This window comes from Niabella terrae (assembly GCF_054783135.1).
In genome coordinates this window covers 461823-488562 of the sequence record NZ_BAAGRD010000008.1, presented here as the reverse complement: position 1 = coordinate 488562, position 26740 = coordinate 461823, and the positions used below count along the sequence as shown (strand labels likewise).

General features: G+C 49.1%; 24 protein-coding genes. 9 read left to right on the top strand and 15 right to left on the bottom strand.

Features of this window, described 5'->3' with window-relative positions:
- Positions 1–27: 27 nt before the first annotated feature.
- The gene (locus tag ACYVI9_RS10280; protein WP_460764227.1) at positions 28–606 is read right to left on the bottom strand and encodes a DinB family protein; all 579 of its coding nucleotides are present in this window, start codon (positions 604–606) and stop codon (positions 28–30) included.
- A gap of 100 nt (positions 607–706) precedes the next feature.
- The gene (locus ACYVI9_RS10275; RefSeq protein ID WP_460764226.1) at positions 707–1240 is read right to left on the bottom strand and encodes a Crp/Fnr family transcriptional regulator; all 534 of its coding nucleotides are present in this window, start codon (positions 1238–1240) and stop codon (positions 707–709) included.
- 119 nt (positions 1241–1359) lie between these two features.
- On the opposite strand from ACYVI9_RS10275, the gene ACYVI9_RS10270 reads away from it, so the two are divergent.
- On the top strand, positions 1360–2052 hold the full coding sequence (locus tag ACYVI9_RS10270; RefSeq protein ID WP_460764224.1) for a Bax inhibitor-1/YccA family protein: 693 nt from the start codon (positions 1360–1362) through the stop codon (positions 2050–2052).
- Positions 2053–2216: 164 nt separating this feature from the next.
- On the opposite strand, the gene ACYVI9_RS10265 is transcribed toward ACYVI9_RS10270, so the two are convergent.
- From ACYVI9_RS10265 to ACYVI9_RS10250, 4 genes are all read right to left on the bottom strand, one after another.
- Complete coding sequence (locus ACYVI9_RS10265; protein WP_460764222.1) at positions 2217–3050, bottom strand: DUF4382 domain-containing protein; 834 nt, start codon at positions 3048–3050, stop codon at positions 2217–2219.
- A gap of 106 nt (positions 3051–3156) precedes the next feature.
- A complete protein-coding gene (locus tag ACYVI9_RS10260; protein WP_460764220.1) occupies positions 3157–4491 on the bottom strand; it encodes a sensor histidine kinase in 1335 nt (444 codons plus the stop codon).
- The gene (locus ACYVI9_RS10255; RefSeq protein ID WP_460764217.1) at positions 4488–5165 is read right to left on the bottom strand and encodes a response regulator transcription factor; all 678 of its coding nucleotides are present in this window, start codon (positions 5163–5165) and stop codon (positions 4488–4490) included. Before ACYVI9_RS10255 ends, ACYVI9_RS10260 begins: the two co-directional genes overlap by 4 nt.
- Before the next feature lie 10 nt (positions 5166–5175).
- The gene (locus ACYVI9_RS10250) at positions 5176–6057 is read right to left on the bottom strand and encodes a hypothetical protein (protein WP_460764215.1); all 882 of its coding nucleotides are present in this window, start codon (positions 6055–6057) and stop codon (positions 5176–5178) included.
- 55 nt (positions 6058–6112) lie between these two features.
- Here ACYVI9_RS10250 and ACYVI9_RS10245 point away from each other — a divergent pair, with 55 nt between their 5' ends.
- The 4 genes from ACYVI9_RS10245 (at position 6113) to ACYVI9_RS10230 (ending at position 9691) form a co-directional block, all read left to right on the top strand.
- The gene (locus tag ACYVI9_RS10245; RefSeq protein WP_460764212.1) at positions 6113–6469 is read left to right on the top strand and encodes a hypothetical protein; all 357 of its coding nucleotides are present in this window, start codon (positions 6113–6115) and stop codon (positions 6467–6469) included.
- A 308-nt stretch (positions 6470–6777) separates the two neighbouring features.
- On the top strand, positions 6778–8586 hold the full coding sequence (gene typA / locus ACYVI9_RS10240) for a translational GTPase TypA (RefSeq protein WP_460764209.1): 1809 nt from the start codon (positions 6778–6780) through the stop codon (positions 8584–8586).
- A gap of 90 nt (positions 8587–8676) precedes the next feature.
- Entirely contained in the window at positions 8677–8895 is a 219-nt protein-coding gene (locus ACYVI9_RS10235) for a hypothetical protein (RefSeq protein WP_460764206.1), read from the top strand.
- Between the two features lie 187 nt (positions 8896–9082).
- Complete coding sequence (locus ACYVI9_RS10230; RefSeq protein ID WP_460764203.1) at positions 9083–9691, top strand: hypothetical protein; 609 nt, start codon at positions 9083–9085, stop codon at positions 9689–9691.
- 391 nt (positions 9692–10082) lie between these two features.
- On the opposite strand, the gene ACYVI9_RS10225 is transcribed toward ACYVI9_RS10230, so the two are convergent.
- The gene (locus tag ACYVI9_RS10225; RefSeq protein ID WP_460764200.1) at positions 10083–10466 is read right to left on the bottom strand and encodes a VanZ family protein; all 384 of its coding nucleotides are present in this window, start codon (positions 10464–10466) and stop codon (positions 10083–10085) included.
- A 44-nt stretch (positions 10467–10510) separates the two neighbouring features.
- Positions 10511–10888 carry a glycine cleavage system protein GcvH gene (gene gcvH, locus ACYVI9_RS10220; RefSeq protein ID WP_460764197.1) on the bottom strand — a complete coding sequence of 126 codons (378 nt, stop codon included), beginning with the start codon at positions 10886–10888 and terminating at the stop codon, positions 10511–10513.
- A 258-nt stretch (positions 10889–11146) separates the two neighbouring features.
- Here gcvH and ACYVI9_RS10215 point away from each other — a divergent pair, with 258 nt between their 5' ends.
- Positions 11147–13594, top strand: a complete 2448-nt coding sequence (locus tag ACYVI9_RS10215) for a TonB-dependent receptor domain-containing protein (RefSeq protein ID WP_460764195.1) — start codon at positions 11147–11149, stop codon at positions 13592–13594.
- Here the strand turns inward: ACYVI9_RS10215 and ACYVI9_RS10210 are convergent.
- A complete protein-coding gene (locus ACYVI9_RS10210) occupies positions 13591–13722 on the bottom strand; it encodes a hypothetical protein (protein WP_460764193.1) in 132 nt (43 codons plus the stop codon). The genes ACYVI9_RS10215 and ACYVI9_RS10210 overlap by 4 nt on opposite strands.
- 20 nt (positions 13723–13742) lie before the next feature.
- Here ACYVI9_RS10210 and ACYVI9_RS10205 point away from each other — a divergent pair, with 20 nt between their 5' ends.
- From ACYVI9_RS10205 to ACYVI9_RS10195, 3 genes are all read left to right on the top strand, one after another.
- Positions 13743–16199 (top strand): outer membrane beta-barrel protein, encoded by a 2457-nt coding sequence (locus ACYVI9_RS10205; protein WP_460764190.1) that lies wholly within the window; start codon positions 13743–13745, stop codon positions 16197–16199.
- Positions 16200–16352: 153 nt separating this feature from the next.
- Positions 16353–16865 (top strand): hypothetical protein, encoded by a 513-nt coding sequence (locus ACYVI9_RS10200; RefSeq protein ID WP_460764187.1) that lies wholly within the window; start codon positions 16353–16355, stop codon positions 16863–16865.
- Positions 16866–16927: 62 nt separating this feature from the next.
- On the top strand, positions 16928–17131 hold the full coding sequence (locus ACYVI9_RS10195; RefSeq protein WP_460764185.1) for a hypothetical protein: 204 nt from the start codon (positions 16928–16930) through the stop codon (positions 17129–17131).
- A 63-nt stretch (positions 17132–17194) separates the two neighbouring features.
- Here the strand turns inward: ACYVI9_RS10195 and ACYVI9_RS10190 are convergent, their stop codons facing one another.
- From ACYVI9_RS10190 to ACYVI9_RS10165, 6 genes are all read right to left on the bottom strand, one after another.
- Positions 17195–19615 (bottom strand): TonB-dependent siderophore receptor, encoded by a 2421-nt coding sequence (locus tag ACYVI9_RS10190; RefSeq protein ID WP_460764182.1) that lies wholly within the window; start codon positions 19613–19615, stop codon positions 17195–17197.
- 77 nt (positions 19616–19692) lie between these two features.
- The gene (locus ACYVI9_RS10185; RefSeq protein WP_460764180.1) at positions 19693–20394 is read right to left on the bottom strand and encodes a peptidylprolyl isomerase; all 702 of its coding nucleotides are present in this window, start codon (positions 20392–20394) and stop codon (positions 19693–19695) included.
- Positions 20394–20738, bottom strand: a complete 345-nt coding sequence (locus ACYVI9_RS10180; RefSeq protein ID WP_460764178.1) for a hypothetical protein — start codon at positions 20736–20738, stop codon at positions 20394–20396. The genes ACYVI9_RS10185 and ACYVI9_RS10180 overlap by 1 nt, the downstream gene beginning before the upstream one ends.
- A gap of 207 nt (positions 20739–20945) precedes the next feature.
- Complete coding sequence (locus tag ACYVI9_RS10175) at positions 20946–22487, bottom strand: arylsulfatase (RefSeq protein ID WP_460764175.1); 1542 nt, start codon at positions 22485–22487, stop codon at positions 20946–20948.
- A gap of 79 nt (positions 22488–22566) precedes the next feature.
- Positions 22567–25029: a glycoside hydrolase family 95 protein gene (locus ACYVI9_RS10170; RefSeq protein WP_460764173.1), complete on the bottom strand. Its 2463-nt coding sequence runs from the start codon at positions 25027–25029 to the stop codon at positions 22567–22569.
- Positions 25030–25095: 66 nt separating this feature from the next.
- Positions 25096–26712 carry a glycoside hydrolase family 43 protein gene (locus tag ACYVI9_RS10165; protein WP_460764170.1) on the bottom strand — a complete coding sequence of 539 codons (1617 nt, stop codon included), beginning with the start codon at positions 26710–26712 and terminating at the stop codon, positions 25096–25098.
- Positions 26713–26740 lie beyond the last annotated feature (28 nt).

Genomic DNA, 26740 nt, shown 5'->3' with positions numbered 1-26740 from the left:
CAAATTGAAACCCTGGATTTTTCAACCTTAACGGTTCTCTGCATGCGGAGCGGCCGCTTCGGCCGCCTGCAGGGCCCTGGCGGCCTGTTGCAGGTGTCGTTCGTTGTGATAAATCACAACCTGAAGTGTATCACCCAATTTTAACCGGAGTAATTTACTGATGCTGATGGCGGTTTTTACCCGATTGAGATCAGTCCCTGCCGCGCGGTCCAGGAGCTGGAGCATTTGACGTAGCTGGGTTTCAAATTCATCCAGGACCTTACGGTCCAGCCCGCTGGCTGCGGGATCCATGGGCCGGAAGGTCTTCATTTTTTTGGTTTGCGGGCCAGGCAACATGGCTTTGGCAAAATAATTCCCGAGCCAGCCGCTTTTAAATTTTGCTGCGGCCGGATACGCGGCTTTAGAAAGTTGCCGGTCAATTTCCGGCAGGTAAAACCGGCCGTAACGGTTCAGGTGTTCAATACATTGCAATACATTCCAGCTGCCGGGGGCTGCGCTGTAGGCCAGGGCCGCATCAGATTGTATTTGGATTTGCGTCAGGGCCTCAAGATGGGCTTCGGTCATTTTTTGGAGGCTGTCCAGTAATGTCGCACTGTTGGTTGACATTCTTTGATACTTTTTATTGGTTCACCCAGTATTTATTCTCGAGATCGGGTTGCTGGAATGCAAAGTTCTGTAATTGCTTTTGCGTGATTCTTGACTGATCTCAAGATTTTTGCAGTCGGGACAGGGTTTCCGGGCTCATTCTCAGGTAGGAGGCGATATACTTATGCGGAATCTCCTGAAAAAGCCGCGGACTGCGTTTAAGAACCCGCTGGTAGCGCGTCAGGGGGGATTGAATCAGCAGGTCCTTCTCTCTTTCGATCTGCTGGAGCACCAGGTCTTCCAGCAGGGAAATCCAAAGCAGTTGAAATTCCGGCTCCTGCCGGAGTAAATTTTTAAACGCCGCATAGGGTACCCGGCGGATCCGGGTCTTCTTCAACGCCTGTATGGTAAAGCCGGTAGGTTGGCCACTCAGCAGACTGTCCAGGGCCACGATAATATCGCCGGGATAGCCGAATCGCAGGATGCGTGGTTCGTCCTCATCCAGTATATAAACCGAGACGGTGCCGGATTCTATATAATAGATATGGTTATCGCTACTGCCGGCCTTGAGCAAATACGCCCCTCTTGCCAGCTGCAGCTGCCGGTCGAACAGGCCGTTTTCCTGTAGCAAGCTGAGGATGTTGATGAGCGCCATATGCTTTAAAGATAGTTTTGATTTTAAATATTTGCGCCTAAAATTATAGCTGCCAGTTCCTGCTCCGTTTCAGATTTGCGGAGAATTGACTTATATTGCAGCGATCCAAAAAAAAGCATATGAATGAAAATCTGATACTGGTCTCCGAGGCCACCGAACTGGAACGCGCAACATTTTACAAAAAAACCTACCTGCATGTCGCTATTTCTATTATGGCTTTCATGGTGGTGGAAGGATTTTTATTGCGGACCGTACCCCAGGAATTTATCATGTCTATGATGGGCGGCAGAACTTTCTGGCTCCTGATACTCGGGTTGTTCTGGCTGGGTAGTTTTCTGAGTAATAAACTGGCTTTTTCAATGAGCCGCAACCAGCAATACCTGGGACTGGGACTCTTTATTCTGATCGAAGCCATTATCTTTCTTCCCATGCTCTATTTTGCATTGGTCATGACCGAAGGTGCCGCAGTAGTACAGCAGGCAGCCATCATTACCCTGTTCATGTTTGCCGGACTGACTGCCGTGGTATTTTTAACCAAAAAAGATTTTTCTTTTCTCAGAACTGCTATCATTGTCGGTGGATTTGTCGCCCTGGGCCTGATCGTCGCCGGTGCCCTTTTTGGCTTTGACCTGGGACTCTGGTTCTCGGTGGGTATGGTCGTTCTGGCTTCCGCCAGCATCCTGTATCAAACCAGTCAGATTAAAGACCAATACCTGACCACGCAATATGTGGGCGCGGCCCTGCAATTATTTGCTTCAATCATGCTCTTGTTCTGGTATGTATTGAGAATCTTAATGGGACGCAGAAGTTAGAGATAGCAAATTGATACCGAACCCCTCCTCTTCTGTTTCTAACGAAATTTATGTTTACATTTGGGATCCGATTGATTTTTTCCGGTTAATTCACAAAAAATGAGGGGACGCCTGTAACAGCGCCCCCTTCTTTATGTATGTATGACCCGAAAGTTTTTTATCGCTTACTTGGAAAGCATCAACTCGGATAGGTCGGTTATTTTACCCGGCGCTACCACAATATTGCTGACTACCGTATCCTTATATCCCACAGAATCAACCGCGTCAAAAGACAAACTATAAGTTCCGGCATTCAGATTGATAAACTTGTAATATCCTTCGCCCAGATCTGAGCCGGGTGCTTCAGGCAGGCTACTGCCAATTGTATCGGCACCTTGTAACAGATAGAGCAGGCTTCCCGCTTCGCTGGGCAATACCGTTCCCCGGATGGCACCAAAATCAACAGATTCCATTTTTGCATACAGGACGGGTTTTAAATTGTACCTGCCGCTGTTGCCCGCTTTGACAACTGATCTTGCCGCATCAAAATCCAGCCATATGGTATAAATCCCGTCGGGCTCCAAAGTCTGGTTGAATTTTATCTTCAAACCGCTCTGTTGAGCAGAAGGCGTAGAAAGGTCATGAGTTTGGCCATCAATTACGACGGTATTGCCATCACCCAGCACCAGACGGATCTGACTGATCGTACCGGCCGGTAATGCATAGGGATCGCCCATATACATAGAGGCGCCGTTTTTCAAATCCAGCAGATTTACAGGTTCGGCCAACTCAGGATTCAGGGGATAGCTCACCCAGTTTTCCGCTTCATTTTCATGGCCCATGTTCAACTGCACTTCCCTGATATTGACCATCACAGCGTCATAGGCTGCAGGTGCATCGGTTAGTACAAATTGCACATTGGCTTTTCCCTGATTGTCGGGACCCGACCGATCAGATTTGGAACAGGCACTGAGTGCCACCATAAATACCGCACTGGTAAGCAACAAATAAGATTTCATAATAATAAAGCTTTAATGATTATAACAACAGCAAAGCTATCAGTCAAAGATGAAGAGAAAATGAAGGAATCGGGCCACTTTACAACGGTATTGGAACACATCCGGTTCATTTGTCTGGATCCAGATGTTTCAACGCAAAAGTAATGCGGAATGAGCTACCCTGATCCAAAGAGGAACTCAGGCTGATTTGTAAATCATGGTATTGTGCGATGGATTTTACAATTGAAAGGCCCAGGCCATTGCTCTGATCCGACTTAACGCCGGATTTTTTGAACCGGTCAAAAATAGAGAGTTGCTGGTCGGCTGCGATACCGATGCCGGTGTCCCGAACGGTAATATAATATTGACCGCCGCTGGTTCGGCCATCTGTTATTTCGATCATACCGTTAAACCTGTTGTACCGGATCGCATTGGCGATGATATTATAGAAAAGCTGAAATAGCAGTTCCTTGTTAATCTGGGTCAGCTTCGTGGATGATTTCATCTTCATTTGTAACTGCAGATCATTCTCTTTGAGACGGTGTTCCAGTTCTTCGGTGATTTCGTTTATAAAATCAATCGAAAAAATCGTATCATTTCTAACATACTGTTCGTTCTCGACCCTTGCAATGAGTAAAAGCGAATTGACGATTTTCTTAACCCGGTACAGGGTTCTCATCAGCCCTTCCAATTCCATGGCCTGGGCAGTAGTTATGGTCTCATCGTTCAGCAGGTTTTCAATTTTACTTTGAATGATACTGAGTGGCGTTAAAAGTTCATGCGAAGCGTTGGCGGTAAATTCCCTTTCCTTTTCGAAAGCAGTACGAATCTGCTGCATTAAATCATTGATAGACCTGTCCAGGTAACGAAAATCAGTCGTTGTTGTCTTCAATGGCTGATGGCGTTGTTTAAAGGGAAACCGGGCATCCAGTAACCGGGATTTTATGATTAGGTTCAGCGGTTTTAATAAATACCGGTTGTACAACAGATGCACCAGCAATAGTAATAAGATCAGTGGCAATAAAACATAAATTGCTACCCGTTGCAGTGCCCTTCCTTCTTCGTTAATAGATGCCATCTTTTTACCGATTTCCAGCAGGTAGATCGCATTGCTTTCCTGAAAAGAATGTGTCAGTATCCGGTAAGTGATGGTATCCCGTTCGATCAATCGCTGGTCTGTAACCATCAAAGCCGCTATCGGCCGGTCGATACGTTCTAATGAGATATATTCATCTTTCAACATAGAGTAGCTGCCATAGGCGGTATCTCCGTTGAGGTAATAATCAACGCCATTGCGCCTGATTTCATCCATTACTTTTGCCTCCTGTTTGCGGAGTGCCTTATTGGTGTTATTGAAAGCAATACGTTGCATCAGTTCCGGCAGCAAGAGCACGAATAACGCAATGATGACCAGGGTGCTGGCAGAACTGAACAACGCCTGTTTGGTATAAAGTCGTGTCATTGCACCCTGATTTTATAACCGATCCCGCGGACAGTTTCCAACCAATCAGCCGGGGCCACCGCCGTTAGCTTTTTTCTTATATTCTTAATGTGCACATCGATATAATTTGAATCATAGCGATCGTCCATAAACTCACCCCAGAGATGATCACTTAATTGCACCCGGCTTACTGGCCGGTTTTTGTGTAAGATAAGATAACTCAGCAGATCAAATTCCTTTTTTGACAATTCAATATAATGTTCCTTATAACAGACGGTTCGGTTTCTGATGTCTATCTGGAACCCCTCCAGCTCGGTAATATGGTCCTCCAGCTTGAACCTGCGACGCAGCACTGCTTGCATACGGGCATGTAATTCCAATAAAGAAAATGGTTTGGCGATATAGTCGTCAGCACCCATATCCAATCCCTTGATTTTGTCTTCGACCAGTCTGCGGGCGGTAATGATAATAATGGCCATGGTCGGATAATCTTTACGGATTTCCCGCAGCAGACTTAAACCGTCTTTATCCGGCAGACCGATGTCCAGAAGAATGAAATCGTAGGACCCCTGATCCAGCTTATTAAGTGCCACTGCTGCAGAGTCGGCGATAATACTCTCAAAATGATGCTGCCTCAAAAAGACCCGAATTTCACCAGCCAGCTCCTGTTCGTCTTCAATTAAAAGTACACGCATGGGTCAGAGATTAAAACTGATAGTAAGCACTCAAAGTTATAAAGGCATTCACCTTTCCCGGATCAATCGTATTGTTGCCCAAAACTGCACAGGCCGGAGAAAGCTCCACCAGGTAAGAGGACCGGCTATAGCTGAGGGCGGCCTTAAAATTATAAGATAATAGCCCGAATGAATTAAAGGACTGGCTTACCTCCGTCGTTTTGGGTGGTGGCTGTCCCTGGCCTTGCCCCTGGTTGTTACGCTGAACTGTTTCCAGATAACTGCGGTAAAATTGCTGGGTACCGGCGATAACGGTCAGCTGGGGGACGATATTTAGCTCATAATGGCCGGCCTTTGGACTTAAGGACAGCGTCCGGCCAATGCAGCCACTGGTAAAGACGTCCCGTTGCGCTTTACCAAAAGAATAGTCCAGGCCCAGACTGGCCATCCAGACTTGAGTCCATTTGAATTCAAGACTGGCAGTATGGGGACTGGAAGCCTGCAAAAAAGGAGATTGTTCCGGAAACCGGGTATAGGTATAACTTATATCCGCTGTCAGCGCAGTGCATAAAGATCTTTCATAGCCCGCAGTCAGGCCTGTGGCGGAAACCAGCATGCTGTCTCCCCAAAGATGAAATCCGGTGAGTCCCAGGTATATTCCCGGTTTAAAAAATAGGGTACTATTGAGTGCCAGATAAGGCAACCGCTTCTCAGTAGTCTGACCATAATAGTCAATACCGCTGGCCAGGATGGTCGCCAGAATTAGTTTGGTATCGTTATTACCCGTCGTCGCGTCGGTACTGTCCGCGATAGCCAGGGTACTGTCAACTGTCTGTGCCTCCAGTGCCTGTAGGCTGACCACCGTCAGCAGCAAACAAATAAGCCAAGACCGTTTTACTGATAAATATACCATACCGGATAGAACTTATAATCGGGCTTTTACCTTGGGCTTTATAATTTTAGGACCCTTGATTTTCGGCGTTTTTACAACGACCCTGGGTTTGGGTCGGGCCTTTGCTTTCGGAACCGATTTGATGGACCTGCTTTGGGCGGTCCGGGGAGGGCGGACATCCTTCTTCTTTTCCGCCTTGGATTTCGGTCTTTTTGCCGGAATCGTATCTAAAATAGCGGGGGACGCATGCCGGTCACCGGCCAGCAAGGTACTCCCGCACCCTACTGACAAGATGAAAAAAACACATAAAAAAAATTCTCGCATCACTGAGGCAGTATTAAACGATTCAGGGATAAATACCAGTATTTGCCCGCTGAAAATATCCATTCTTGGTCTTGTGGAAAAAAGCGGTCGTTGGCGCTACTGTCAATAAACAAAATTAGCCGACTTTTATGAAAAACAGATGAAACCTGATATCGGCTTTGCAACGGCTGTGAATCAGGGACTTGTAAGAAAGCTTCGCCCCCCGGTTCCTGCAAGGGCTGAAGGCTTTATGCTCTAAATTCAGCCCGTTACAAGGGTTTATTTTGCGCTTTTGCGAGTAACTGCCGCGAATCCGCTCCTGTTTTCCATGACAGTTCCTGTAAAACCCGTACCTTTGCGCCCTTAAAAAAACATAAAGTGGAAGGTTGAATCGTCAATCCCGCTTCCTGCAATTTCAGTACAAAAACCAATTAAGGAATGAATTTACGCAATATAGCCATCATCGCACACGTAGACCATGGTAAGACCACTCTGGTGGACAAGATCCTGCATGCCACCAAGGTATTCAGGGACAATCAGGAAACCGGTGATCTGATCATGGACAGCAATGACCTGGAACGGGAACGCGGCATCACCATTTTCAGCAAGAACGCAGCGGTTACCTACAAGGATATAAAGATCAATGTGATTGATACCCCTGGTCACGCCGATTTCGGTGGCGAAGTGGAGCGGGTACTCAAAATGGCCGATGGGGTGATCCTGCTGGTAGATGCTTTTGAAGGCCCGATGCCTCAGACCCGTTTTGTTTTGCAGAAAGCATTGGCCCTGGGACTGAAACCCATTGTGGTCATCAACAAAGTTGATAAACCCAACTGCCGCCCTGAAGAAGTGCATGATGCGGTCTTCGATTTGTTCTTCCATCTGGATGCCACCGAAGAACAACTGGATTTCCCAACCTATTATGGTTCCGGTAAAAACGGCTGGTTCAATGATTCCCTGACTGAAATTGATAATATCAACCCTTTGCTGGATGGTATACTCCAGCATGTTCCGCCACCCCATGTACACCAGGGCAGTCTGCAGCTGCAGATCACTTCCCTGGATTACTCCTCCTTCCTGGGCCGTATCGCCATTGGTAAAGTCAGCCGGGGCACGATCAAGGAGAGCCAGCAGGTGGCCCTGGTACAGGCCGACGGTTCGGTCCGCAAAACCCGGGTCAAAGAACTTTATGTATTTGAAGGCATGGGTAAGAAAAAAGTATCTGAAGTCGTGGCGGGTGATCTTTGCGCCGTTGTAGGTATTGAAGATTTTAATATCGGTGATACCATTGCCGATATTGAAAATCCAGAGCCCTTACCCGTAATCAGTGTGGATGAACCCACCATGAACATGCTCTTCGGTATCAATAATTCCCCCTTCTATGGCAAGGATGGCAAATTCGTAACCAGCCGTCACCTGAGAGATCGGCTGATCAAGGAAACTGAAAAAAATCTGGCACTGCGCGTAGAAGAAAGTGATGGAGGAGAAAGTTTCCTGGTATATGGTCGCGGGATCCTGCACCTGGGTGTGCTGATTGAAACCATGCGCCGTGAAGGTTATGAACTGACAGTGGGACAACCACAGGTACTGGTAAAAGTAATTGAAGGCAAAAAATACGAACCCTATGAAACCCTGGTTGTAGACGTACCGGAAGAATTTGCCAGCAAAGTCATCGATCTGGTGACCCGCCGTAAAGGAGAAATGCTGGTAATGGAAACCAAGGGGGAAATGCAACACCTGGAATTTGATATTCCCTCCCGTGGATTGATCGGCCTGCGGACACAGATGCTGACCGCTACCACCGGGGAAGCTGTTATGGCCCACCGCTTCAATGATTATCAGCCCTGGAAAGGTGCCATTCCCGGCAGAAACAATGGGGTGTTGATTTCGAAGAATCAGGGCCGGACTACCGGTTATTCAATCGACAAATTACAGGACCGTGGTACTTTCTTTGTCGATCCGGGCGAGGAAGTTTATACCGGTCAGATCCTGGCGGAAAATATCAAACCCGGTGACCTGGTTGTCAATGCAACGGAAGAGAAAAAGCTGACCAACCACCGGGCCAGTGGCAGTGACGATGCGACCCGTATCGCACCCAAAACCCTGCTGAGTCTGGAAGAATGCATGGAATACATCCAGCAGGATGAATGCATTGAGGTTACACCGAATTTTATCCGGATGCGTAAAGTGATCCTGGACGAAATTGAAAGGAACCGTCAGGCAAAAAAACTGGCCGCTGAAATTTAATCCATCTTCCAAAAGATTTTTCATACATCCCGGGGCCTCCCCGGGATTTTTCGTGTCCGGGGCTTGAGATTAAAGTAGTACCTTTGCCGCATGTTAAAAAGAATCATCGCAATATGGCTGCTTGTTTTAACAGGCTTCAGTGCTATGGCGCAGTGTTCTATTTGCACCAAAACTGCCCAACAACTGGGTGATGACGCCGCCAAAGGCCTCAATACCGGCATTATCTACCTGGCATTCATTCCTTTATCGGCTATCGGCTATATCGGCTATCGCTGGTGGAAAAATGAGAAAAAACACAACGGCGTATAAACGTAAGCACTGTACTCCCTGATGTTACTTACTAAAGTACCGGTTCCCATCTTTCGTCCGGCTCCCCGGCTCCATACCCTGACTAAAATATGGCCCCGCTTGTCGAATTTATAACCGCAATTCATCCAAATGTTGTAATATTATCAGCTGAGTTTCTTCTTTTAACTTTTTAAAAAAACAAAAGGTAATGATTGATCAGATTTTAGACCTCGTCAAACAATTCGGGCAGCAATCGGTGGTTGCCAATAAGGAAGTACCCGATAATTACAATAATGCTGTCATGGCGGAAGCCGCCAGTACCATCACCGGTGGGTTTCAGAACATGTTGGGCGGCGGTGGCCTGGAGAGTATTATCTCCATGTTTACCGGCAGACAATCACAGAGTCAGAGTGGCCTTTTGGGCAATCCCATAGTGAGCATGATGGTCGGCCATCTTACCAATAAGCTGATTTCCAAAATGAACCTGAATCCCGCTGTTGCCAATGGCATCGCCAATAATATTATACCAGGCGTCCTGAATTCCATCGTCAGCAAAACCAATAGCAATGACCCTTCCAATGATAGCTTTGATCTGAATGATCTGGTAGCTGCTTTCACCGGTGGGAACCCCGCAGCCAATAATACCCAGACCAACGGCATTGATTTACAGGATATCCTGAGTCAGTTCACTGGCGGCGGGAATGGTCAGCAACCCGATCTCACCAATATTATCGGAAATATCACCCAGAAAGCACAACAACCTCGAACCAGCGGTGGCGGCGGCCTGACCGATATTATAGGGGGCTTTTTTAAGTAATTCGGGCGGTAGATTTTCGTCCAACCCGTCTCCTCCGGCATAATAAACTCAGTCTCAGATTATTGAACAAAATAGGAAACAAAATATCCCCGGACACAGGAAAACGGTTATAAATTCTTTTAGAAAAATATGGCTTATTTGGCCACATTTTTTTTGCTTTTAGGGCAAAATCCCCGTTTTGGCATGATTTATGGTATATATAAGATGAAGTTCTTAGAAAATAAAAATCTCACAATTTCGGTTTGAATACTTTAGAATTCTTTAACACCGATCATAAAATAAGAAGTTCGAAAAAACGTTTTTAATATAAATAACTTAAGATAGTCAATTTTCTCATAAGCAGTTAGTTTTGGTTGCGACCCTTGTTTCTACAGGGGTCTATTTTTTTACCCTATCTTCTCAAAAACTTAAACCTGCTGTAGATCAGTCCGATCAGTGCGCCCGCAGCGTCCGCAACGACATCCCATAAATCATAATCCCGGTTGGGCACCCAATATTTCTGCACCAGTTCCATCAGATAGCCAAATAAAATGGAGCAGATGCAAATCCAGAGAAATGTTTTCATAAGACGCCCGGAAGGATAACGGTTATAAATACCCCAGCACCAGGTAAGGACCAGCAGGGCAAACAGGCCCAGATGGACCAGCTTATCAAAATAAATTTTCGAAAGAAAGCTTTCTTCCTGTTGGAAAGCATCGCCCGGCAACGCCAACAGTACCAAAACAATGGCCGACCAAATGATGGCCGGCCAGTAACTCTTAATCAATCTAGACAAAATATTTGCTGTTTTAATGATAGGTATGCCTATAACAAACGGGATTATCCCACCAGCTGCTCATAGCCGGCTGCATCCAGCAGGCCTTCCACATCACCCGGGTTATTGACAGTCATTTTAATCATCCAGCCTTCGCCATAAGGATCGGTATTGACCAGTTCCGGCGCATCCGCCATGGCTGGGTTCAGTTCCGTTACAGTACCATCTACCGGCAGATAGAGATCAGATACCGTCTTCACCGCTTCCACCGTACCAAAAACTTCATTGGCCGATAGTTGCTTACCTACCGTTTCCACTTCCACAAAAACAATATCTCCCAGTTCCCTCTGGGCAAAGTCGGTAATTCCGATAGTGGCAGTATTCCCTTCCAGCCTGACCCATTCGTGGTCCTTGGTATAACGAAGCGTATCCGGATAACTCATAGCATTAAAAATTTTATTGTATTACAAATATGGGTAAAACCTGCTAATATTTTCTGAATTCCTTCCGAAAAATTTTAAGGCGCTTATCCGTCCAATTGTAACATTCGGGGTAGTTTCAGCGAATTATACATAGCAGCCCAAACCCTTTAGAAGCCGTTTCGTCAGTTTCACGGGGCATTTTATACCATTTACCGTTTCCGGGTTTCCCGGCGGGCGGTACCTGAATAATTTTGGCGGGTAATTAAAAACAAACCTTCTATGCGATTACTTCTGATACTCCCGCTACTGGCCGCCGCTCCTGTTGTCCAAGCTCAAACTGCGCCTGGCGCCATCCAGGGAACCGTAACCGATATTGCCAGAAATCCTTTAGGCAAAACCTCTGTTTCGCTCCTCAACGCCACAGATTCATCCCTGCAACAGCTAAATGCCGCAGATGAAAAAGGCTATTACCAGTTCACCCAACTGCCGGTGGGAAGCTACCTGCTAAAAGCCAGCAGTGTCGGCTATCGGGATGTTTATTCGGATATCATCCAGCTGGACCGGACAGACACCATTGTAAACCTACAGCTGGAAAAATCCAGTGCGGCCCTGGCTACTGTAACCGTAACCGCTAAAAGGCCTCCCCTGGAAATTAAAGCAGGAAAGACCGTCGTGAATGTTGACGCTTCGCCCACCAATGCCGGCCTGAACGTACTGGAGATCCTGGAAAAATCACCAGGTATTACCGTGGACACGGACGGCAATATCAGTCTGAAAGGCAAGGGCGGTGTGCTGATCCTGATCGATGGCAAGCCCACTTATCTGAGTGGTACCCAGCTGGCGGCATTTCTAAAAAGCCTGCAGGCGGCGGGCCTGGATCAGATTGAAATCATGAGCAACCCGCCAGCCAAATACGAAGCTGCGGGAACCGCCGGGGTCATCAATATCAAAACCAAAAAAGGCGCCGTTAAAGGACTCAACGGGTCAGTGAATGCCAATTACAACCAGGGCTATTATCCCAAGTATTCGGGTGGTATGAATTTTAATTACCGAACCGCCAAAACCAACCTCTTTGGCAGCTATGACGGGGGTCACTGGGAAAGCCTGGGGGTACTGTCGATCAAAAGAAATTTTTACAAAGACGGCCTGCTTTCCGGTTCCAGTGATCAGGAAACCGGCCGGCATAATAACAGCAGCTGGCATAATATGAAACTGGGATTTGACTATAATTTCTCAGAGAAGGATGTGGCCGGCATCGTAGTGACCGGTAATATCAATCCCTGGGAACAGTCCCAACACAGCAATTCCCGATTGCGGGATGCTTCTGGTAATATCAATACTTTGCTGATCTCGGAAGCCATCAATGGCAACCGGAACCGAAACTTTACCACCAATCTGAACTACAAACACAGTTTTGATTCCACCGGCCGGGAACTGAACCTGGACCTGGATCAGGGTTATTACCGCAGCGAAGGGCATAATTTTCTCAGTACCCGGGTGGAGAACGCCGACCACAGCCAGCGGGGCAACCTGGTCCTGCTGGATGGCAACTTCCCTTCTGAAATAAAGATCTATTCAGGTAAGCTGGATTATGTGCATCCTTTCTCCAAACAACTGAAGCTGGAGACCGGCCTGAAAAGCAGCCTTGTTCATACCGATAATAATGCCATGTACCAGCGGGATACCAGTACCGGCTGGTATGCAGATGAGCAGCGCAGTAATCATTTCGTTTACCAGGAACAGATCAGCGCCGCCTATGCCATTCTCACGGCCCCTGTGGGCAAATGGGAGATTTCGGCAGGTCTGAGAGCGGAAAACACCCGCTCCAAGGGACAGCAACTGAAAAACGATTCTACTTTCCGGAAAAGTTATACCAACCTCTTTCCCAATGCCAGTGTATTATACAATATCAATGAACGCCAACAACTCAGCCTCTCCTACAGCCGCCGGATCAAACGTCCCGACTACGACGACCTGAACCCTTTTATTTATTTTCTGGATTCGCTCACTTATGGTCAGGGCAATCCTTATCTCCAGCCCCAGTTTACCCATAACCTGGAACTGAGTCACAGTTTCAACCGGTTTCTTACCACGACGCTGAACTATACCCGTACCAGTGATATCATCACCCAGATACTGAAGCAGGATACCGAAAAAAAGACCACTTTTCAAACCAGTGAAAATTTCAGCAGCATGCGGCAATGGGGGCTAACCATAACGGCAAATAAACAAATCTTCAAGTGGTGGCAGTTCAATGTCTACCTGAATGGTTTCAATAATAAATTTCAAGGGCTTTACACCGATGGTAATACCAGCACACCGGTGACCGTGGAAGTCAATAGTTTCATGAGCAATATGTCACAAAGTTTCACTTTCGCCAAATTATGGACAGCAGAACTCAGTGGCTGGTACACCAGCGGCTTTTCTGAAGGCTTGCTGATCGGCAACTCCATGGGTGGGCTGAATGCGGCGCTGGCCAGACAGCTGTTCCAGAAAAAAGCCACCCTTAAGATCGGCGTTCGTGACCTACTGCGCACCAACAATTTCAGCGCCACTTCCCGCTATGCCGATGTGGATATCTGGCTGCGCAATGACCGTAAGTTAGACAGCCGCCAGTTCAATATATCCTTCACCTATAAATTTGGCAAAAACAACAATGGTCCGGCCCGCCGTCGTACCGGCAGTGCAGCGGAAGAACAGAACCGGGTGAAGAGCGGCGGCAATTAAAGGTTGTCTTTCTCCGAAGCAGCTTCGCAAACTTTTACCGGTGCCGGATACCATTTAACCGGCTTTTCCTGCCATTTATCGGCATTTCCTTTCCCGGCATCCGGAGGATTAATAGGTTTGCCGGACAAAATTTTAAATCAACAAATATATGAGAACACTCTGCTTTGGACTCGCTTTCATTTTACTTCATACCGGGCTTCATGCCCAGCAAATAACCGGATCAGTAAAGGACGAAGCGGGTCAGGTCATGCCGGCTGCTTCGGTTTCCCTGCTGCAGCAGTCTGACTCCTCTATCGTCAAATTAAACGCAACGGATCAACAGGGCCGGTACAATTTTGAAAAAATAGCCGCAGGCAATTATATCATCATGGCCACCAATGTGGGCTATAGTAAACAATATTCCGCCGCCTTTTCCTATGACGGTACCGATCACCAGGTGGAAGACCTGCAACTCCAGAAATCCGCGGTGGAACTCTCTACGGTTGTGGTTACCAGCCGTAAACCACTGGTGGAAGTAAAGGCTGATAAAATGATTGTCAATGTGGAAGGAACGATCAATGCCACCGGCAATGACGGCCTGGAACTACTGCGCCGTTCACCAGGCGTGCTCGTGGACAAGGATGACAATATCAGCATGGCCGGCAAGTCGGGTGTGGAAGTGTATATCGATGGAAGACCCAGTCCACTGAAAGGATCCGACCTGGGCAACTACCTGCGTTCCCTGCAGGCTTCCAGCATCGAAAGTATCGAACTGATCACCAACCCGTCTGCCAAGTATGAGGCTTCCGGCAATGCGGGCATCATCAATATCAAACTCAAGAAGAACAAGGCACTGGGCACCAATGGCACCATCAATGCAGGTTATAATATCGGTGTTTACAGTAAATACAATGCAGGCATTTCCCTGAACCACCGCAGTGAGAAAGCCAATTTTTACGGCAACTATAATTACAGTGATGGTTTGCATCATAATACCATTGATATCTACCGGGAGTTGCAGGACACTATTTTTGATCAGCATTCCGTTTCGAAATCCGGCAGGCGGGCCCATGGATTCAAAGCAGGCGTGGACTATTATGTCAACAGTCGTAATACCCTGGGCTTTATGGTAAGCGGCAACCTGTCCGATATGGACAACAAGACCACCGGCCCGATGACCATTACACCGCGGGGTGCCAGTCAGCCCGACCGCATTCTGGCCGCCAATCCGGAAATGAAGGCTTCCAGAAATAATTACAACGGAAACCTGAACTATAAATATGCCGATACCTCCGGAAGGGAGTTCAATATCGACCTCGATTACGGCCGGTATGAAAACAGTACCGACCAGTATGTACCCAATATTTATTATACCGGTGACGGCCAGACAGAGATTTCCAGAAATATCTATCGCATGATTGCGCCTACGGACATAGACATTTATTCTTTTAAAGCCGACTATGAACACAATTTCATGAAAGGCAAACTGAGTTATGGGACCAAGATCGGTTTTGTGAAGACCCGGAACAATTTTGACCGGTATGATGCCAATGGCAGCACCGAGATCCGGGACAGGGACAATTCCAATGTTTTCAACTATACTGAAAACGTAAATGCCGCTTACCTGAACTATAACCGTCAGTTCAACGGGTTTATGATTCAGGCCGGGCTACGGGCAGAAAATACGAACTCCAAGGGTATTTCCACCGGTGAGCAGCAACAGGGAACTGGCTATGAAAGCTATGATTCCACGGTAAAAAGAAATTATACCGATCTGTTTCCCAGCGCCGCATTTACCATCAATAAAAACCCGATGAGTCAGTGGAGCTTTACTTATAGTCGCCGTATCGACCGGCCCAATTACAGCAACCTGAATCCATTCCGGTTTGCGCTCAATGACTATACTTATCAACAGGGTAATCCCTATCTGACACCGCAGTATACCAATAGTTTCGGGGTCACGCATACCTACAAATATAAACTGAATACCACCCTCAACTATAGCCATATCAGGGACCTGTTCGCACAGATTATGGATACCACGGAAGAGAGCAAATCCTTTCAGACCACCCGCAACCTGGCCACCCAGGATATCATCAGTCTGAATATCAGTTATCCCTTCAGCTATAAGGCCTATAGCCTGTTTGCGAATTTAAACTCCAACTATTCGATATATAAGGGCAATTTTGGCGGCGGCGGCCGGGATATCGATGCCAAAAACTTCAGCCTTACCCTATATACCCAGAGCACTTATAAGTTTGGTAAAACCTGGACGGCTGAATTGAGCACATTGTATATCTCCCCTTTTATCTGGCAGGGATTGTTTAAGGGCAAAGCCATGGGATTTGTGGATGCCGGCCTGCAGAAAAGTATTTTCGGAGGCCGGGGTACCCTCAAGGGCAGTGTGAGTGATATATTCAATACCATGCATTTCGATGGCAAGGCGGATTATGTGGGCACCCTGACCCGGGTGAATGTATTCTGGGAAGCCCAGCAGTTTAAACTCAATTTTACCTACCGCCTGGGCAGCTCCCAGGTCAAGGCCGCCAGACAACGTAAAACAGGCCTGGAAGACGAAAATAAACGTATCGGCACGGGTGGCAATGCCCCTGGCCAGCAACAATAGCTTGGTTTTTTGTTGGTTTTAAAAAGTTGCTGACAACAGTTGGCAACTTTTTTGCAGTTAAAGGGGTAGTATCTGGTACCTCGTTGTTCCTCACCGGCAGGTAGTTACCGGCAGACAGGTTGAGGCAGTAGGTATTGATTAAAAACCCGTAATATGCGCCAATCTTTCATAGGGGCCGGTCTGGTATTGCTCGTATTGCTTTTCAGTTGTAACAGCACACCGCCGGCACAGAAAACGAGCCCGACGCCGGAGGGCACAACAACACAGCCGGCGGCAGATACCCTGGTCATACTTGATAGTCTGTATGCGCCAGACAGTACGGCTGCCGTTTTGCCGGAGGCGGCCATCATTAACGAAACCGTCTCGGCCCAGCTCCTACCCGTCATAAAACTGCGCAAAACGATTACCAGCCCGACCCAGGCCATTCATTTTACCATTACCGACCTGGAACCCGGCTGGATTCATATCAGCATTGAACCGACCCAGCCGCATACCAATATCCGGATCAGCCAGATCCTGATGCCTGATAACAGTACCGACGGCCCTTTTGGACAGGAACTCGATTATGAAATCCGACAGCGGGGCGACTATACTTTTATTATCAGCCGTAGCAATATGGCCTCCGGCAGTCCGGAAGGGGATTTGTATATCACTGCAGAACGTTAAAGCGAAATTGATTTGACCAGAATTTCGTAAATTGAGGTATCAAAAAGAGAAAATTATCGCATATGGAACAGGATAAAAACAAAGCCAAAAAAAGCAATCCTTCTGACGAAGAACTGAAAAAGCCGGATCCTGAAACCCTGGGTACAACGGATCCGCAGGAGGAGATGGAAGGCCCGGTTTCTTCCTTGGTTCATAAATCAGGAAAGATCATGGAAAGCAAGATCAGCAAAGAAGAAGCTGACAAAAGGCATAAAGACAACCTTTAAGGATCGCACCGAAATGGGAAAACCGGCCGAGGCCGGTTTTTTTATTTTTTTATTTTTTTCCCTCTAGAATTTATAAGCCAGGGTAGCGGAAAAATTGCGCGGCTTCTGGGGATTAATTGACCAGTAACCGATATAGTAACGGGCATCGGTAAGATTATTGCCATTCAGGCTGACCCTGAATTTATCGCCATTATAAAAAAGGGAACCGCTTAACAGGCTGTAAGCAGGCAGGTCAAACACTCCGGTTGCGCTATTGTCCACGACCCGGTAAACGCCTGCATAGTTGCCACCCAGCCCGATACCAAAATGTTTCAGGGGACCCTGGTTAAAGGTATAACTGCCCCAGAAATTCGCCAGGGTCTGTGGACCCTGTCCGCCGGGAGACCGGCCCACTTCATTGTAAAAGTCCTGCGGCGTTGCCTCGTTGCCTTCAATTACTTCTATTTTTCCGTGACTGAATCCGGCGATCAGGCTGAGTTGGGGGATCGGCCGGGCATTCAGTTCCAGTTCGAGGCCCCGGCTCCGGGTCTTGCCACCCTGAACAGCGCTGAACGGCGTATAGTATACTCGATTGGCCACTTTCGTATCATAGAAGGAAAGGGTGGCATAAAACCTGTCCCGGGCAAGGCTCAGTTTGGTACCCAGTTCGAACTGGTTGGCCCTTTCCGGTTCAAAAGCCTTGATGCCCTGACTATTGCCTTCCTCGTCAAAAATTTCTGAAGGTGCTACATTATAAAAGGTATTCATGTAGCTGGCAAAAAACGAAAGCTGATCGATGATGGGCTGATAGACGACACCCAATTTCGGAGAAAAAGTAAGTTGGTCATAATTCTGGATCTCCTCGTTGGCCTTATTCTCGAAATAATCCAACCGCAGGCCGAGCATCAGTGACAGCTTGGGTGTAAAATTGATCAAATCAGACGCGTAAGCACTATAAGCACTGCTGGTAATTTTTGAATCGGCATATTCAGTGGCCTTCAGGGCCTCTGTAATCTGACGGGCATCCAGACCGTCGCCGTCAAACCCGTCTTCGGTAATATATTCCCCCTGGGGATTCACCCTGCGGGTAGTGACCCAGCCTGAACTTCTGTCTTTTACCGTTCTGGTAAAGTAATCCAGTCCCAGTAAGACCCTGTTTCGGATATTGCCTAATTTAAAATCACCGTTGAAGTTCTGTTGTATATCGAAGGTATTGGTATTATAGCCCTGGATATTGAAATCCTGGTAATAATAACTGGGCTGATCGGCTTCATAGCCCCAGAGATAGGTATAGATCCCGTCTGATTTAATATTGGATCCCGATACCGCGGTTTGGGAATTCCAATGCTCGGATAATTTATAAAGCCCCTGCAACTGAAAATTCTTTCTGGGATTGCGGATGGTCAGGTCATTATTGGTAAAAGATAGTTCATCGTTCAGATTCAGCGCTTCTACGGTTTTGAAAGCCAGGGGTGTCTCACGATCTGTCATAAACAGGATGGGCGGTGCGGCCCGTTCTTCCTCCAGTATTTCCGCCAGCAGGCTGAGTTTGAGCCGGTCACTGACTTCGTAGGAAAGCGTGGGCGCGATATAAAAAGATTTCTTAAAGCCCGCATCCTGAAAACTATTTTCTGTATGCAAAGCCGTATTGACCCTCAGGGCCAGCTTCCGGGAACCATCCAGCGGGGCATTGATATCGGCGGTAAGACGGTGCTGGTCAAAGCTACCGATGGTATAGGAAAGTTCACCGCCAAAATCAGGGTAGGGCTTTTTGGTAATCGTATTAATAATACCCCCATAGCCGTAAAAACTGGCGCCAAACAAGGTACCTGACGGCCCCTTGATTACCTGAACTTCTTCGATACCGGCAGGATCTAGGTTCCCGCTGTCCAGGCCTGGTAAGCCATTGACCAGTCCGGGCTGTGCCTCAAAACCCCGAAGTGCAAAATAAGTACCACCGTCTCCACCCCTTCCGGTGGAACCCCAGGTCCGGGCGATGCCGGGGACATTTCTAAGCGCATCATCGAAATGGGTGATCCCCTGCTCTTTCAGCAATGCGGCAGGCACCGAACTGTAGACCTGGGGATTCTCCAGATTTTTAATCGGCATCTTGGCAACCGTGCTGGTCAGTGCATTTTTATTGCGGCGGGCGGCAATAATGACTTCCTCCAGTTGCCGGCTGTCTTCGAGAAGCACGAAATTTACAACCAGTGTCTGACCCGGTTCCAGACTGATCTGGCGGGACTGGTTCTCCAGACCGGAAAAGGAGGTTGAAAGTTGATAAGTACCTGCCGGAATATTTTTGATTTCATAGCGGCCATCAGTACCGGCAACAACGCCACGGGTACGACCCTCCAGGAATACCGACACGCCCGCCGCCGGCTGTCCGTCGGAGCTGGTCACCCGGCCGCTTACTGATGCTGTTGACTGTGCATGGGCCTGGAGACTAAAAATAAGAAAGAAACAGAAGATTGAAAATCGAATAGAGGGTTGCGTTTTTTGCATGTCCGGGAATTTATTTGGGGCACGAAATTATCCCAACCCGGAACAGTTTTGTTTACGAAATGCGGAAAACCTGAAAATTATATTCTTTTCACCAACCTGGCTTTTTTCACCCGGACATCTTTTAGCGGCCGGTCCCGGTCCTTCCCCTTACTGGTTGGGACGGCGGCGATACGGTCCAGGACTTCCAGGCCACTGACCAGTTCCCCGAAGATGGTGTACTGCTGGTCCAGATGCGGACTGCCGCCCAGCCGGATATATACTGCTCTTTGTTCTGCGGGAATTTTACGACCCTTCAACCGACCCTGCTCCAGACTGTCCAGCCCTTCGGAGGTCCATTTTCTGCCCTGTACGATATAGAACTGGCTGGCACTACTGGCTTTTTGCGGGTTCTGGTCATCGCCCTCCCGGGCAGCAGCAATAACACCTTTCTTATGAAACAGCGCTGCGCGAAATTCCGCAGGTACTGTATATGCAGGTCCCCCATCTCCCAGGGGCAACCCGGCGGCCGCATGGCGGCTGTCGGGATCTCCGGATTGAATCATGAAATGGTGAATCACCCGGTGAAACAGGAGGCCATCATAATAACCCTTTTTGACCAGCCGGAGGAAATTGTCCCGGTGCAGGGGTGTCGCATCACTCAGCCTGATACGCATATCACCCATACTGGTCTCCAGCAGGACGTCTTTTCTGCGGTCCTTCTGGTATACCCGACTGGTGGCGCAACCCATCATCATCCATAAGAGAAAGCAGAGTCCGATGCTATCGAAGCGTATTTTCATTAAAATTCATTTTCAGAAAAATACAGCAACACATGGTCTTTGAGAAAATTCTCCTGTTCGATCGGATTGAGGTCCGGCATGGGTTTAAGTTGCCGGTAATGCGGCCAGCCCTCTTCGTCCACCTGCTCCAGTTCATAAAAGCCGCTGGGACTGAGCAAACGGCAAATGGCTATATGCATCAGGTCCTGTTTCTGTTCCTTCGTAAATTTTTTGCCGATCTGCCCCAGTTCCTGAATACCGATCAGAAACAGAATCGTTTCCATATCCGGCTTTTTCCCGAATCGCTCCACCAGGCGGGCTTCCAGATCCCACCATCTCAATTGCAAATCATCCTTGTTTATCATGGCTGCAAAATTAACAGATTGGCACCAGCAGCGGATTCTCAATTTTCAGGCACCGGGCCCTACAATAATCCCACGCAGCGGTCCAAATTGCATGGAAACCTCCCAGGTTCGTAGCTATACCCTGAATTTTCATGAAATATTGATACACACCATCCTGAAAACTTTATTGAAGGGGCGGGCCTGAACCGAAAGGCCTGCCCTACGTCATCAGTTGCCGGCTGGATCCTGATCCAGTACCGGGATTTCAAAACGACTGACTTGCGGTCTTTGGTGTTCGCGGCGCATCAATGTTGTTGCCTGGCGAACAATTTCAGGATACCGGTCGGCCAGGTTCTGCTGCTCCGTGGAATCCACAGAAAGGTCATAGAGCTCTGTGCGGATCACCCCTTTCATTAACTCCCGGCGCAGCGCTTTCCATTTGCCCATGATCAGGGCCTGCTGGCCACCATACTCCGGGTATTCAAAATACAGGTAGGGATGTTCCTTTTGTTGACCGGAACGGCCCAGAAGCTCCGGTAAAATCGAGATTCCATCGATCCGTGTCGGTAGGGGCTGACCCAGCAATTCGCAGAAACTGGGCATCATATCGATGGTAGCACAGCGTAGCGCTGATACCGTTCCGGGCTGGACCCGGCCCGGCCACTGTACAATAAAAGGCGCCCGGATACCGCCTTCCCGCAAATAGCCCTTGCCCCAGCCACGGGTCCCTTTAAATGGGCCGGCACTGTTGAAAAAAGCCGGGGCAACACCCCCATTACTGGCCGGACCATTGTCACTGCAGAACATGATAATGGTCTCATCATATAAACCCGCCTGTTTCAGCTTGGCGACGATCTGGCCAACCTGCTCATCCAGCAGGCTGATCATCGCAGCATAAGTGGCCCGGGGGTAGCGGCAGGGAAAATAGGAACCGCCCAAAAAAGGGGTCTCATCACCAAATTTGCGATGATAATAATCCACCCAACGTTGGGGCGCCTGCAGCGAAACATGGGGTAGCGGGCTGGGATAATACAGGAAAAAGGTTTCCTCCTTATGCTTCTCTATAAAACCCAGGGCGGCCCGGATGAGATAATCCGGTGCATAATAGCGTTGTTGATAGCGTTCATAATTTTTAGGATCCATCCGGTCCAGGCTGTCCGGAAAACGTACATTGGGCGCCTGGATGCGGTTGTCCAATGCGACCCGGTCCTGGTTTTCCCAGAGATGGCCGTTATAGTAGGTATGATCCTGTCGCTGGCAGATATAGCCGTAGAAATAATCAAATCCCTGGCGATTGGGATGGCCCGAGCTGAACGGTGCGCCCAGGCCCCATTTACCTACCATTCCCGTAACATAGCCAGCCTGTTTCAATAATTCGGCAATGGTAAAAGTCGAATCGGGTATCGGGAACTGGCCTTCCAGAAAAGGATTCGCTTCCATCGCTTCAAAATCCCATACGGGCCCGCGTTGGCCCCATTCATGATTGCCCCGGATAAAGGCATGGCCGGAATGCCTGCCTGTCATCAGCAGGTACCTGGAAGGTGCGCAGACGGCAAAAGCATAGTGCCTGGTAAACATCTTCCCATTTCGGGCCAGGGCGTCGATATGCGGCGTTTCAATCTTCTCCTGTCCATAGCAACCCAGATCACCGTAGCCCAGATCATCGGCAAGGATATAGACAATATTCGGTGGTCGCTCAGCCGCCTGAGCGGTACCGCAGAAAGCCGGCAGCAGCGCCCAGCATAAAAGAATGCTGCTAATAAGGTGCATATCGTTGATTTAGAACCGTAAATATAACCCTTATTCATAGATGGCAGGATGCCGAAAAAACCGTACCGCCATCCACCCCTCAAGGCGCTTCGCTGGCTTCCAGGGTATACAGCCCCCCGGCCCTGGTATTCAGATCGTATTGCCGGACGGGGTATGCTACCAGCGGAGAAAGTGTCGCTCCCGCTGCAATCAATGGTTGTTTAATCTCCGGTACCTGGTAAAAAGGATTGTCATTAACGCCACTGGCTTCCCGAAGACCAGGTCCTTTTAGTGGGGTGGTACTGCGCAGACGCAGCCGGCCACCCAGCGTTGACTCCAGGGTTACTTTGACCAGGCGCCCACCCTCCCACCGGAGGTCCCGGACGATAAAACCGCCCCGGGCCCGCAATCCCTGAACCCGCCCGGCCGACCACTGGTCCGGCAGGGCCGGCAGTAGATGCAGGGCGCCATCATGAGACTGCAGCAGCATTTCGGCGATGCCGGAACTGCAACCGAAATTACCGTCGATCTGAAAAGGCGGATGTGCGTCCAGCAGGTTGGGATAAGTTCCTCCGTTCTGACCGCTGGTTTCCGGGGGCGCCGGACTCAGCTGATCGGAAATAAGTTGATAGGCCCGGTTCCCGTCCAGCAGGCGGGCCCAGAGATTGACTTTCCAGCCCATCGACCAGCCGGTGGACTTATCGCCCCGCAGGGTCAGGGACTGACGGGCTGCAGCGAAGAGTTTCGGATGCTTAAAAGGTGAAATCTGCGCCGCCGGAAACAATCCGTACAAATGCGAAACATGGCGGTGCTTATCGTCCTTTCGGTCCCAGTCCTGTAACCATTCCTGGAGTTGACCGAAACGGCCAATCTGCATTGGCGCCAGCCGCTGGCGCATAGCGGCTACCGTATCAGCGAGATCCGGGTCCCGTCCCAGGATACGGGAAGCCGCCAGTTGATTGGAAAATACATCGAATACCAGCTGGTTGTCCATTGTAGTCCCGGCAGTAATGCCCACACCTGACTGGTATTTGTTCTCGGGTGACATCGAAGGGCTGACCACCAGCCAGCCATGACGGGGGTCCGTTTGCAGGACATCGACATAAAACAAGGTAACGCCTTTGAGAATCGGGTAAACTTCAGCTAAAAATTTTCGGTCGCCGGTATACAGATAATGCTGCCATAAATGCTGGCTCAACCAGGCGCCGCCCATCGGCCACATACCGTAAAATCCGCCATCCACCGGCCCGGTGATCCGCCATAGATCGGTATTATGATGCATGGCCCAGCCCCGGGCATGGTACATGCCGGCAGCCGCTGCCTGGCCGGTCTCGGCCAGTTCGGCGAGCATCTGAAATAAGGGCTGGTGCATCTCCGGCAGCCCGGTGACTTCCGCCGGCCAGTAATTCATTTCGGTGTTGATATTGACCGTGTATTTACTGTCCCAGGGAGGTGATAATTTATTGTTCCATTTTCCCTGCAGGTTGGCAGGCTGACTTCCGGGAGGTGAACTGGAAATCAACAGGTAACGGCCAAACTGAAAGTACAGTGCCACCAGGGCGGGATCCGATACCCGGTGGAAATCCCGGACCCGTTGGTCAGTGGGTTGCCGGGCCGCCGGTGTCTGACCCAGATCCAGGGATACCCGCTCAAAATATTTTTTATACGCAGTTACATGGCGCTGGCGGAGTTGATCAAAACGCCGGGACCTGGCCGCTTCCAGCAACTGAAGGCTCCGGGTCAGGGGATCGCCGCTCAGGTCATGATAGTTCACGAAATTGCTCGCAATCGAAATATAAACCGTGAGCGCATCCGCCCCCCTGACTTCCAGCAGGCTGTCCTGACGGATCAGTTGACCGCCCTCCAAAACCGGTTGCACCCGTATCTGGTAACGGATCCGTCCGATCTTATTATCTACCGAACCACTGTTTGCTTCCAGGGTTAGCTGGTTGGCTGTGACCCCCAGTACTGAAGCCGGAAAAGCAGGCCGGAGCCGGAGCTTGCAATGGATGGCCTTTTTTTTATCTGCCGTCAGCCGCATGACAATCACTTTGTCGGAAAGGGCGGCAAAATACTGGCGCTGGTACCGCACACCCCCCTGCCGGTAACTGACGCCTGCAATCGCCTTGCTGATATCCAGATACCGTCTGTAGTCATTGACGGCACCCTGGGCCTGTATATCTACCAGCAGGTCGCCAGCCGTCTGATAAGGCATGCCGTAATTATTATCCGCAGTTGCATGACGGGGAAAACTGGCATCGGACTTATCCTGGGCCTGCCGGTACTTTCCTTCCCGCAGCAGCCGGCGGATTTCCTGAATGGAATCATACACATTCGGGATAATATTGTTACCGGGCTCGCCCGCCCAGATGGTTTCTTCATTCAATTGCAACTGCTCCCGGGCGGGGTCGCCGAAAATCATCGCCGCCAGTTTGCCATTGCCGATGGGCAGGGCTTCATTCCAATTCGCTGCCGGCTGGCGGTACCAGAGTTCAAGGGGCTGCTGCGCTCCCGCTGTCATTGCGCCACAAAACAGGATCACGGTCCATACATACTGCTTCATCAATCAATCATTAATTTTTTGAGTCCTTTTCGAATAATAATTTCGGTTCCTGGATTTCCAGGCCGTTTAGGGAGTAATTCTGAACCAATCCACATCCATAAATCCGGCGTCATTGATTTTCACGCTGCTGGTGATGAACAAGCCTACTTTGGCGCCGATCCATTTTCCCGGGGTGGCTTTGATCCGACCGGCTTCCGTAAACTTTTTGCCATCGAGACTATAACTGAAAATACAGGTTGTATCCCGGTTAAACTGCATTCGCAGAAAGAGTTCTTCCTGCCGGAGCTGCGCCAGCTCCTTTTCGGTCTCCAGGCCGCCACGATCTGCTTTTTCACAGCTGGTAAAAACGATATAATTGCCCTGGGGTTTTCTTTTCACCGCAATGCTGCCATAACTCATGGCCATTGTAGTTAGTCCGGCTTTTTCGCCGGTAAATTTTTCACTGGGCCTGAACCGGATTTTTGTCGTAGCCGTAAATGCATCATTTGGAAATTTCTGCAGCAGCACCTGTGGGGTATTCCATAATCCGGTGCCGCTATCAACAGGATGGGCAAAAAGTCGCAGGCTGCCTTCCGCGGTATTCATAAAGCTCCAGGTGGCCTGAGGGTTGGCCTGCCACTGCCACTGCAATCCAAGTGCTGTTCCATTAAATTCATCAGATTCCTGCGGGTTCTCGATGGGATAATCTTTGCCCAGATTCGGCTTCTTATGTTCCAGCACCGGATATCCAATACCATCACCATCTTTATCCAGGCCTATGACAGGCCAGTCATTGAGCCATTTCATGGGCTGCAAATGTACCACCCTGCCGATGGCTTCCTTATCCTGAAAATGAAGGAACCAGTCCTCGCCTCCCGGCGTATCCACCCAGGCACCCTGATGGGGGCCATTGACTGACGTAGTTCCCTGTTCCATCACCACCCGGCGTTCATAAGGTCCATAGATATTTTTACTGCGCAGTACCAGCTGCCATCCCGTCGCTACACCACCGGCCGGTGCAAACAGGTAATAATAGCCATGGCGCTTGTAGACCTTTGGCCCTTCTACCGTGGGATCGGTCTGATGACCGTCAAAAACCATTACCCCCTTGCTGATGGTTTTTGTACCCTCCGCATTCATTTCTTTAATCACCAGTACACTTTTGATTCCGGCACGACTGCCGGCATATGCATGGGAGAGGTATACCTTTCCATCTTCATCCCAGAAGGGACAGGGATCGATCAGACCGGCACCGCCTTCCACCAGTACCGGTTCGGACCAGGGTCCGGTAATTTGGCTGGCCTGCGTCATATAAATTCCGAAGTCGGGATCAGGATAATAGATATAAAACTGTTTATTATGGTAACGGATCGCCGGAGCCCATACGCCGTTGCCGTGCTGGTTGCGGTTAAATACTTCCAGGGGAATCTGCCTGGACAGTGCATGGCCAATCAGTCGCCAGTTAACCAGGTCCCTGGAATGCAGGATGGGCAGGCCCGGCACCTGATCGAAACTGGAAGCGACCATATAGAAATCTTCGCCTACCCGGATGGCATCGGGATCAGAATAATCGGCATTGATTACCGGATTCTTATAAGTACCGTCGCCCTGATCGGGGCTCCATACGGGAGATACATAAGGTTGCTGGGCCATCAGATAACTACTCATCACCACTAAAATCGATGTCAGTACAATTTGCTTCATGCTTGTTATTTTATTATAGATACTTTTT

Excerpts from the sequence above, each read along its gene's own strand:
- ACYVI9_RS10280 (WP_460764227.1), bottom strand. The coding sequence starts at position 606 with ATGTCAACCAACAGTGCGACATTACTGGACAGCCTCCAAAAAATGACC.
- ACYVI9_RS10275 (WP_460764226.1), bottom strand. The coding sequence starts at position 1,240 with ATGGCGCTCATCAACATCCTCAGCTTGCTACAGGAAAACGGCCTGTTC.
- ACYVI9_RS10270 (WP_460764224.1), top strand. The coding sequence starts at position 1,360 with ATGAATGAAAATCTGATACTGGTCTCCGAGGCCACCGAACTGGAACGC.
- ACYVI9_RS10265 (WP_460764222.1), bottom strand. The coding sequence starts at position 3,050 with ATGAAATCTTATTTGTTGCTTACCAGTGCGGTATTTATGGTGGCACTC.
- ACYVI9_RS10260 (WP_460764220.1), bottom strand. The coding sequence starts at position 4,491 with ATGACACGACTTTATACCAAACAGGCGTTGTTCAGTTCTGCCAGCACC.
- ACYVI9_RS10255 (WP_460764217.1), bottom strand. The coding sequence starts at position 5,165 with ATGCGTGTACTTTTAATTGAAGACGAACAGGAGCTGGCTGGTGAAATT.
- ACYVI9_RS10250 (WP_460764215.1), bottom strand. The coding sequence starts at position 6,057 with ATGGTATATTTATCAGTAAAACGGTCTTGGCTTATTTGTTTGCTGCTG.
- typA (WP_460764209.1), top strand. The coding sequence starts at position 6,778 with ATGAATTTACGCAATATAGCCATCATCGCACACGTAGACCATGGTAAG.
- ACYVI9_RS10235 (WP_460764206.1), top strand. The coding sequence starts at position 8,677 with ATGTTAAAAAGAATCATCGCAATATGGCTGCTTGTTTTAACAGGCTTC.
- ACYVI9_RS10230 (WP_460764203.1), top strand. The coding sequence starts at position 9,083 with ATGATTGATCAGATTTTAGACCTCGTCAAACAATTCGGGCAGCAATCG.
- gcvH (WP_460764197.1), bottom strand. The coding sequence starts at position 10,888 with ATGAGTTATCCGGATACGCTTCGTTATACCAAGGACCACGAATGGGTC.
- ACYVI9_RS10215 (WP_460764195.1), top strand. The coding sequence starts at position 11,147 with ATGCGATTACTTCTGATACTCCCGCTACTGGCCGCCGCTCCTGTTGTC.
- ACYVI9_RS10205 (WP_460764190.1), top strand. The coding sequence starts at position 13,743 with ATGAGAACACTCTGCTTTGGACTCGCTTTCATTTTACTTCATACCGGG.
- ACYVI9_RS10200 (WP_460764187.1), top strand. The coding sequence starts at position 16,353 with ATGCGCCAATCTTTCATAGGGGCCGGTCTGGTATTGCTCGTATTGCTT.
- ACYVI9_RS10195 (WP_460764185.1), top strand. The coding sequence starts at position 16,928 with ATGGAACAGGATAAAAACAAAGCCAAAAAAAGCAATCCTTCTGACGAA.
- ACYVI9_RS10190 (WP_460764182.1), bottom strand. The coding sequence starts at position 19,615 with ATGCAAAAAACGCAACCCTCTATTCGATTTTCAATCTTCTGTTTCTTT.
- ACYVI9_RS10185 (WP_460764180.1), bottom strand. The coding sequence starts at position 20,394 with ATGAAAATACGCTTCGATAGCATCGGACTCTGCTTTCTCTTATGGATG.
- ACYVI9_RS10180 (WP_460764178.1), bottom strand. The coding sequence starts at position 20,738 with ATGATAAACAAGGATGATTTGCAATTGAGATGGTGGGATCTGGAAGCC.
- ACYVI9_RS10175 (WP_460764175.1), bottom strand. The coding sequence starts at position 22,487 with ATGCACCTTATTAGCAGCATTCTTTTATGCTGGGCGCTGCTGCCGGCT.
- ACYVI9_RS10170 (WP_460764173.1), bottom strand. The coding sequence starts at position 25,029 with ATGAAGCAGTATGTATGGACCGTGATCCTGTTTTGTGGCGCAATGACA.
- ACYVI9_RS10165 (WP_460764170.1), bottom strand. The coding sequence starts at position 26,712 with ATGAAGCAAATTGTACTGACATCGATTTTAGTGGTGATGAGTAGTTAT.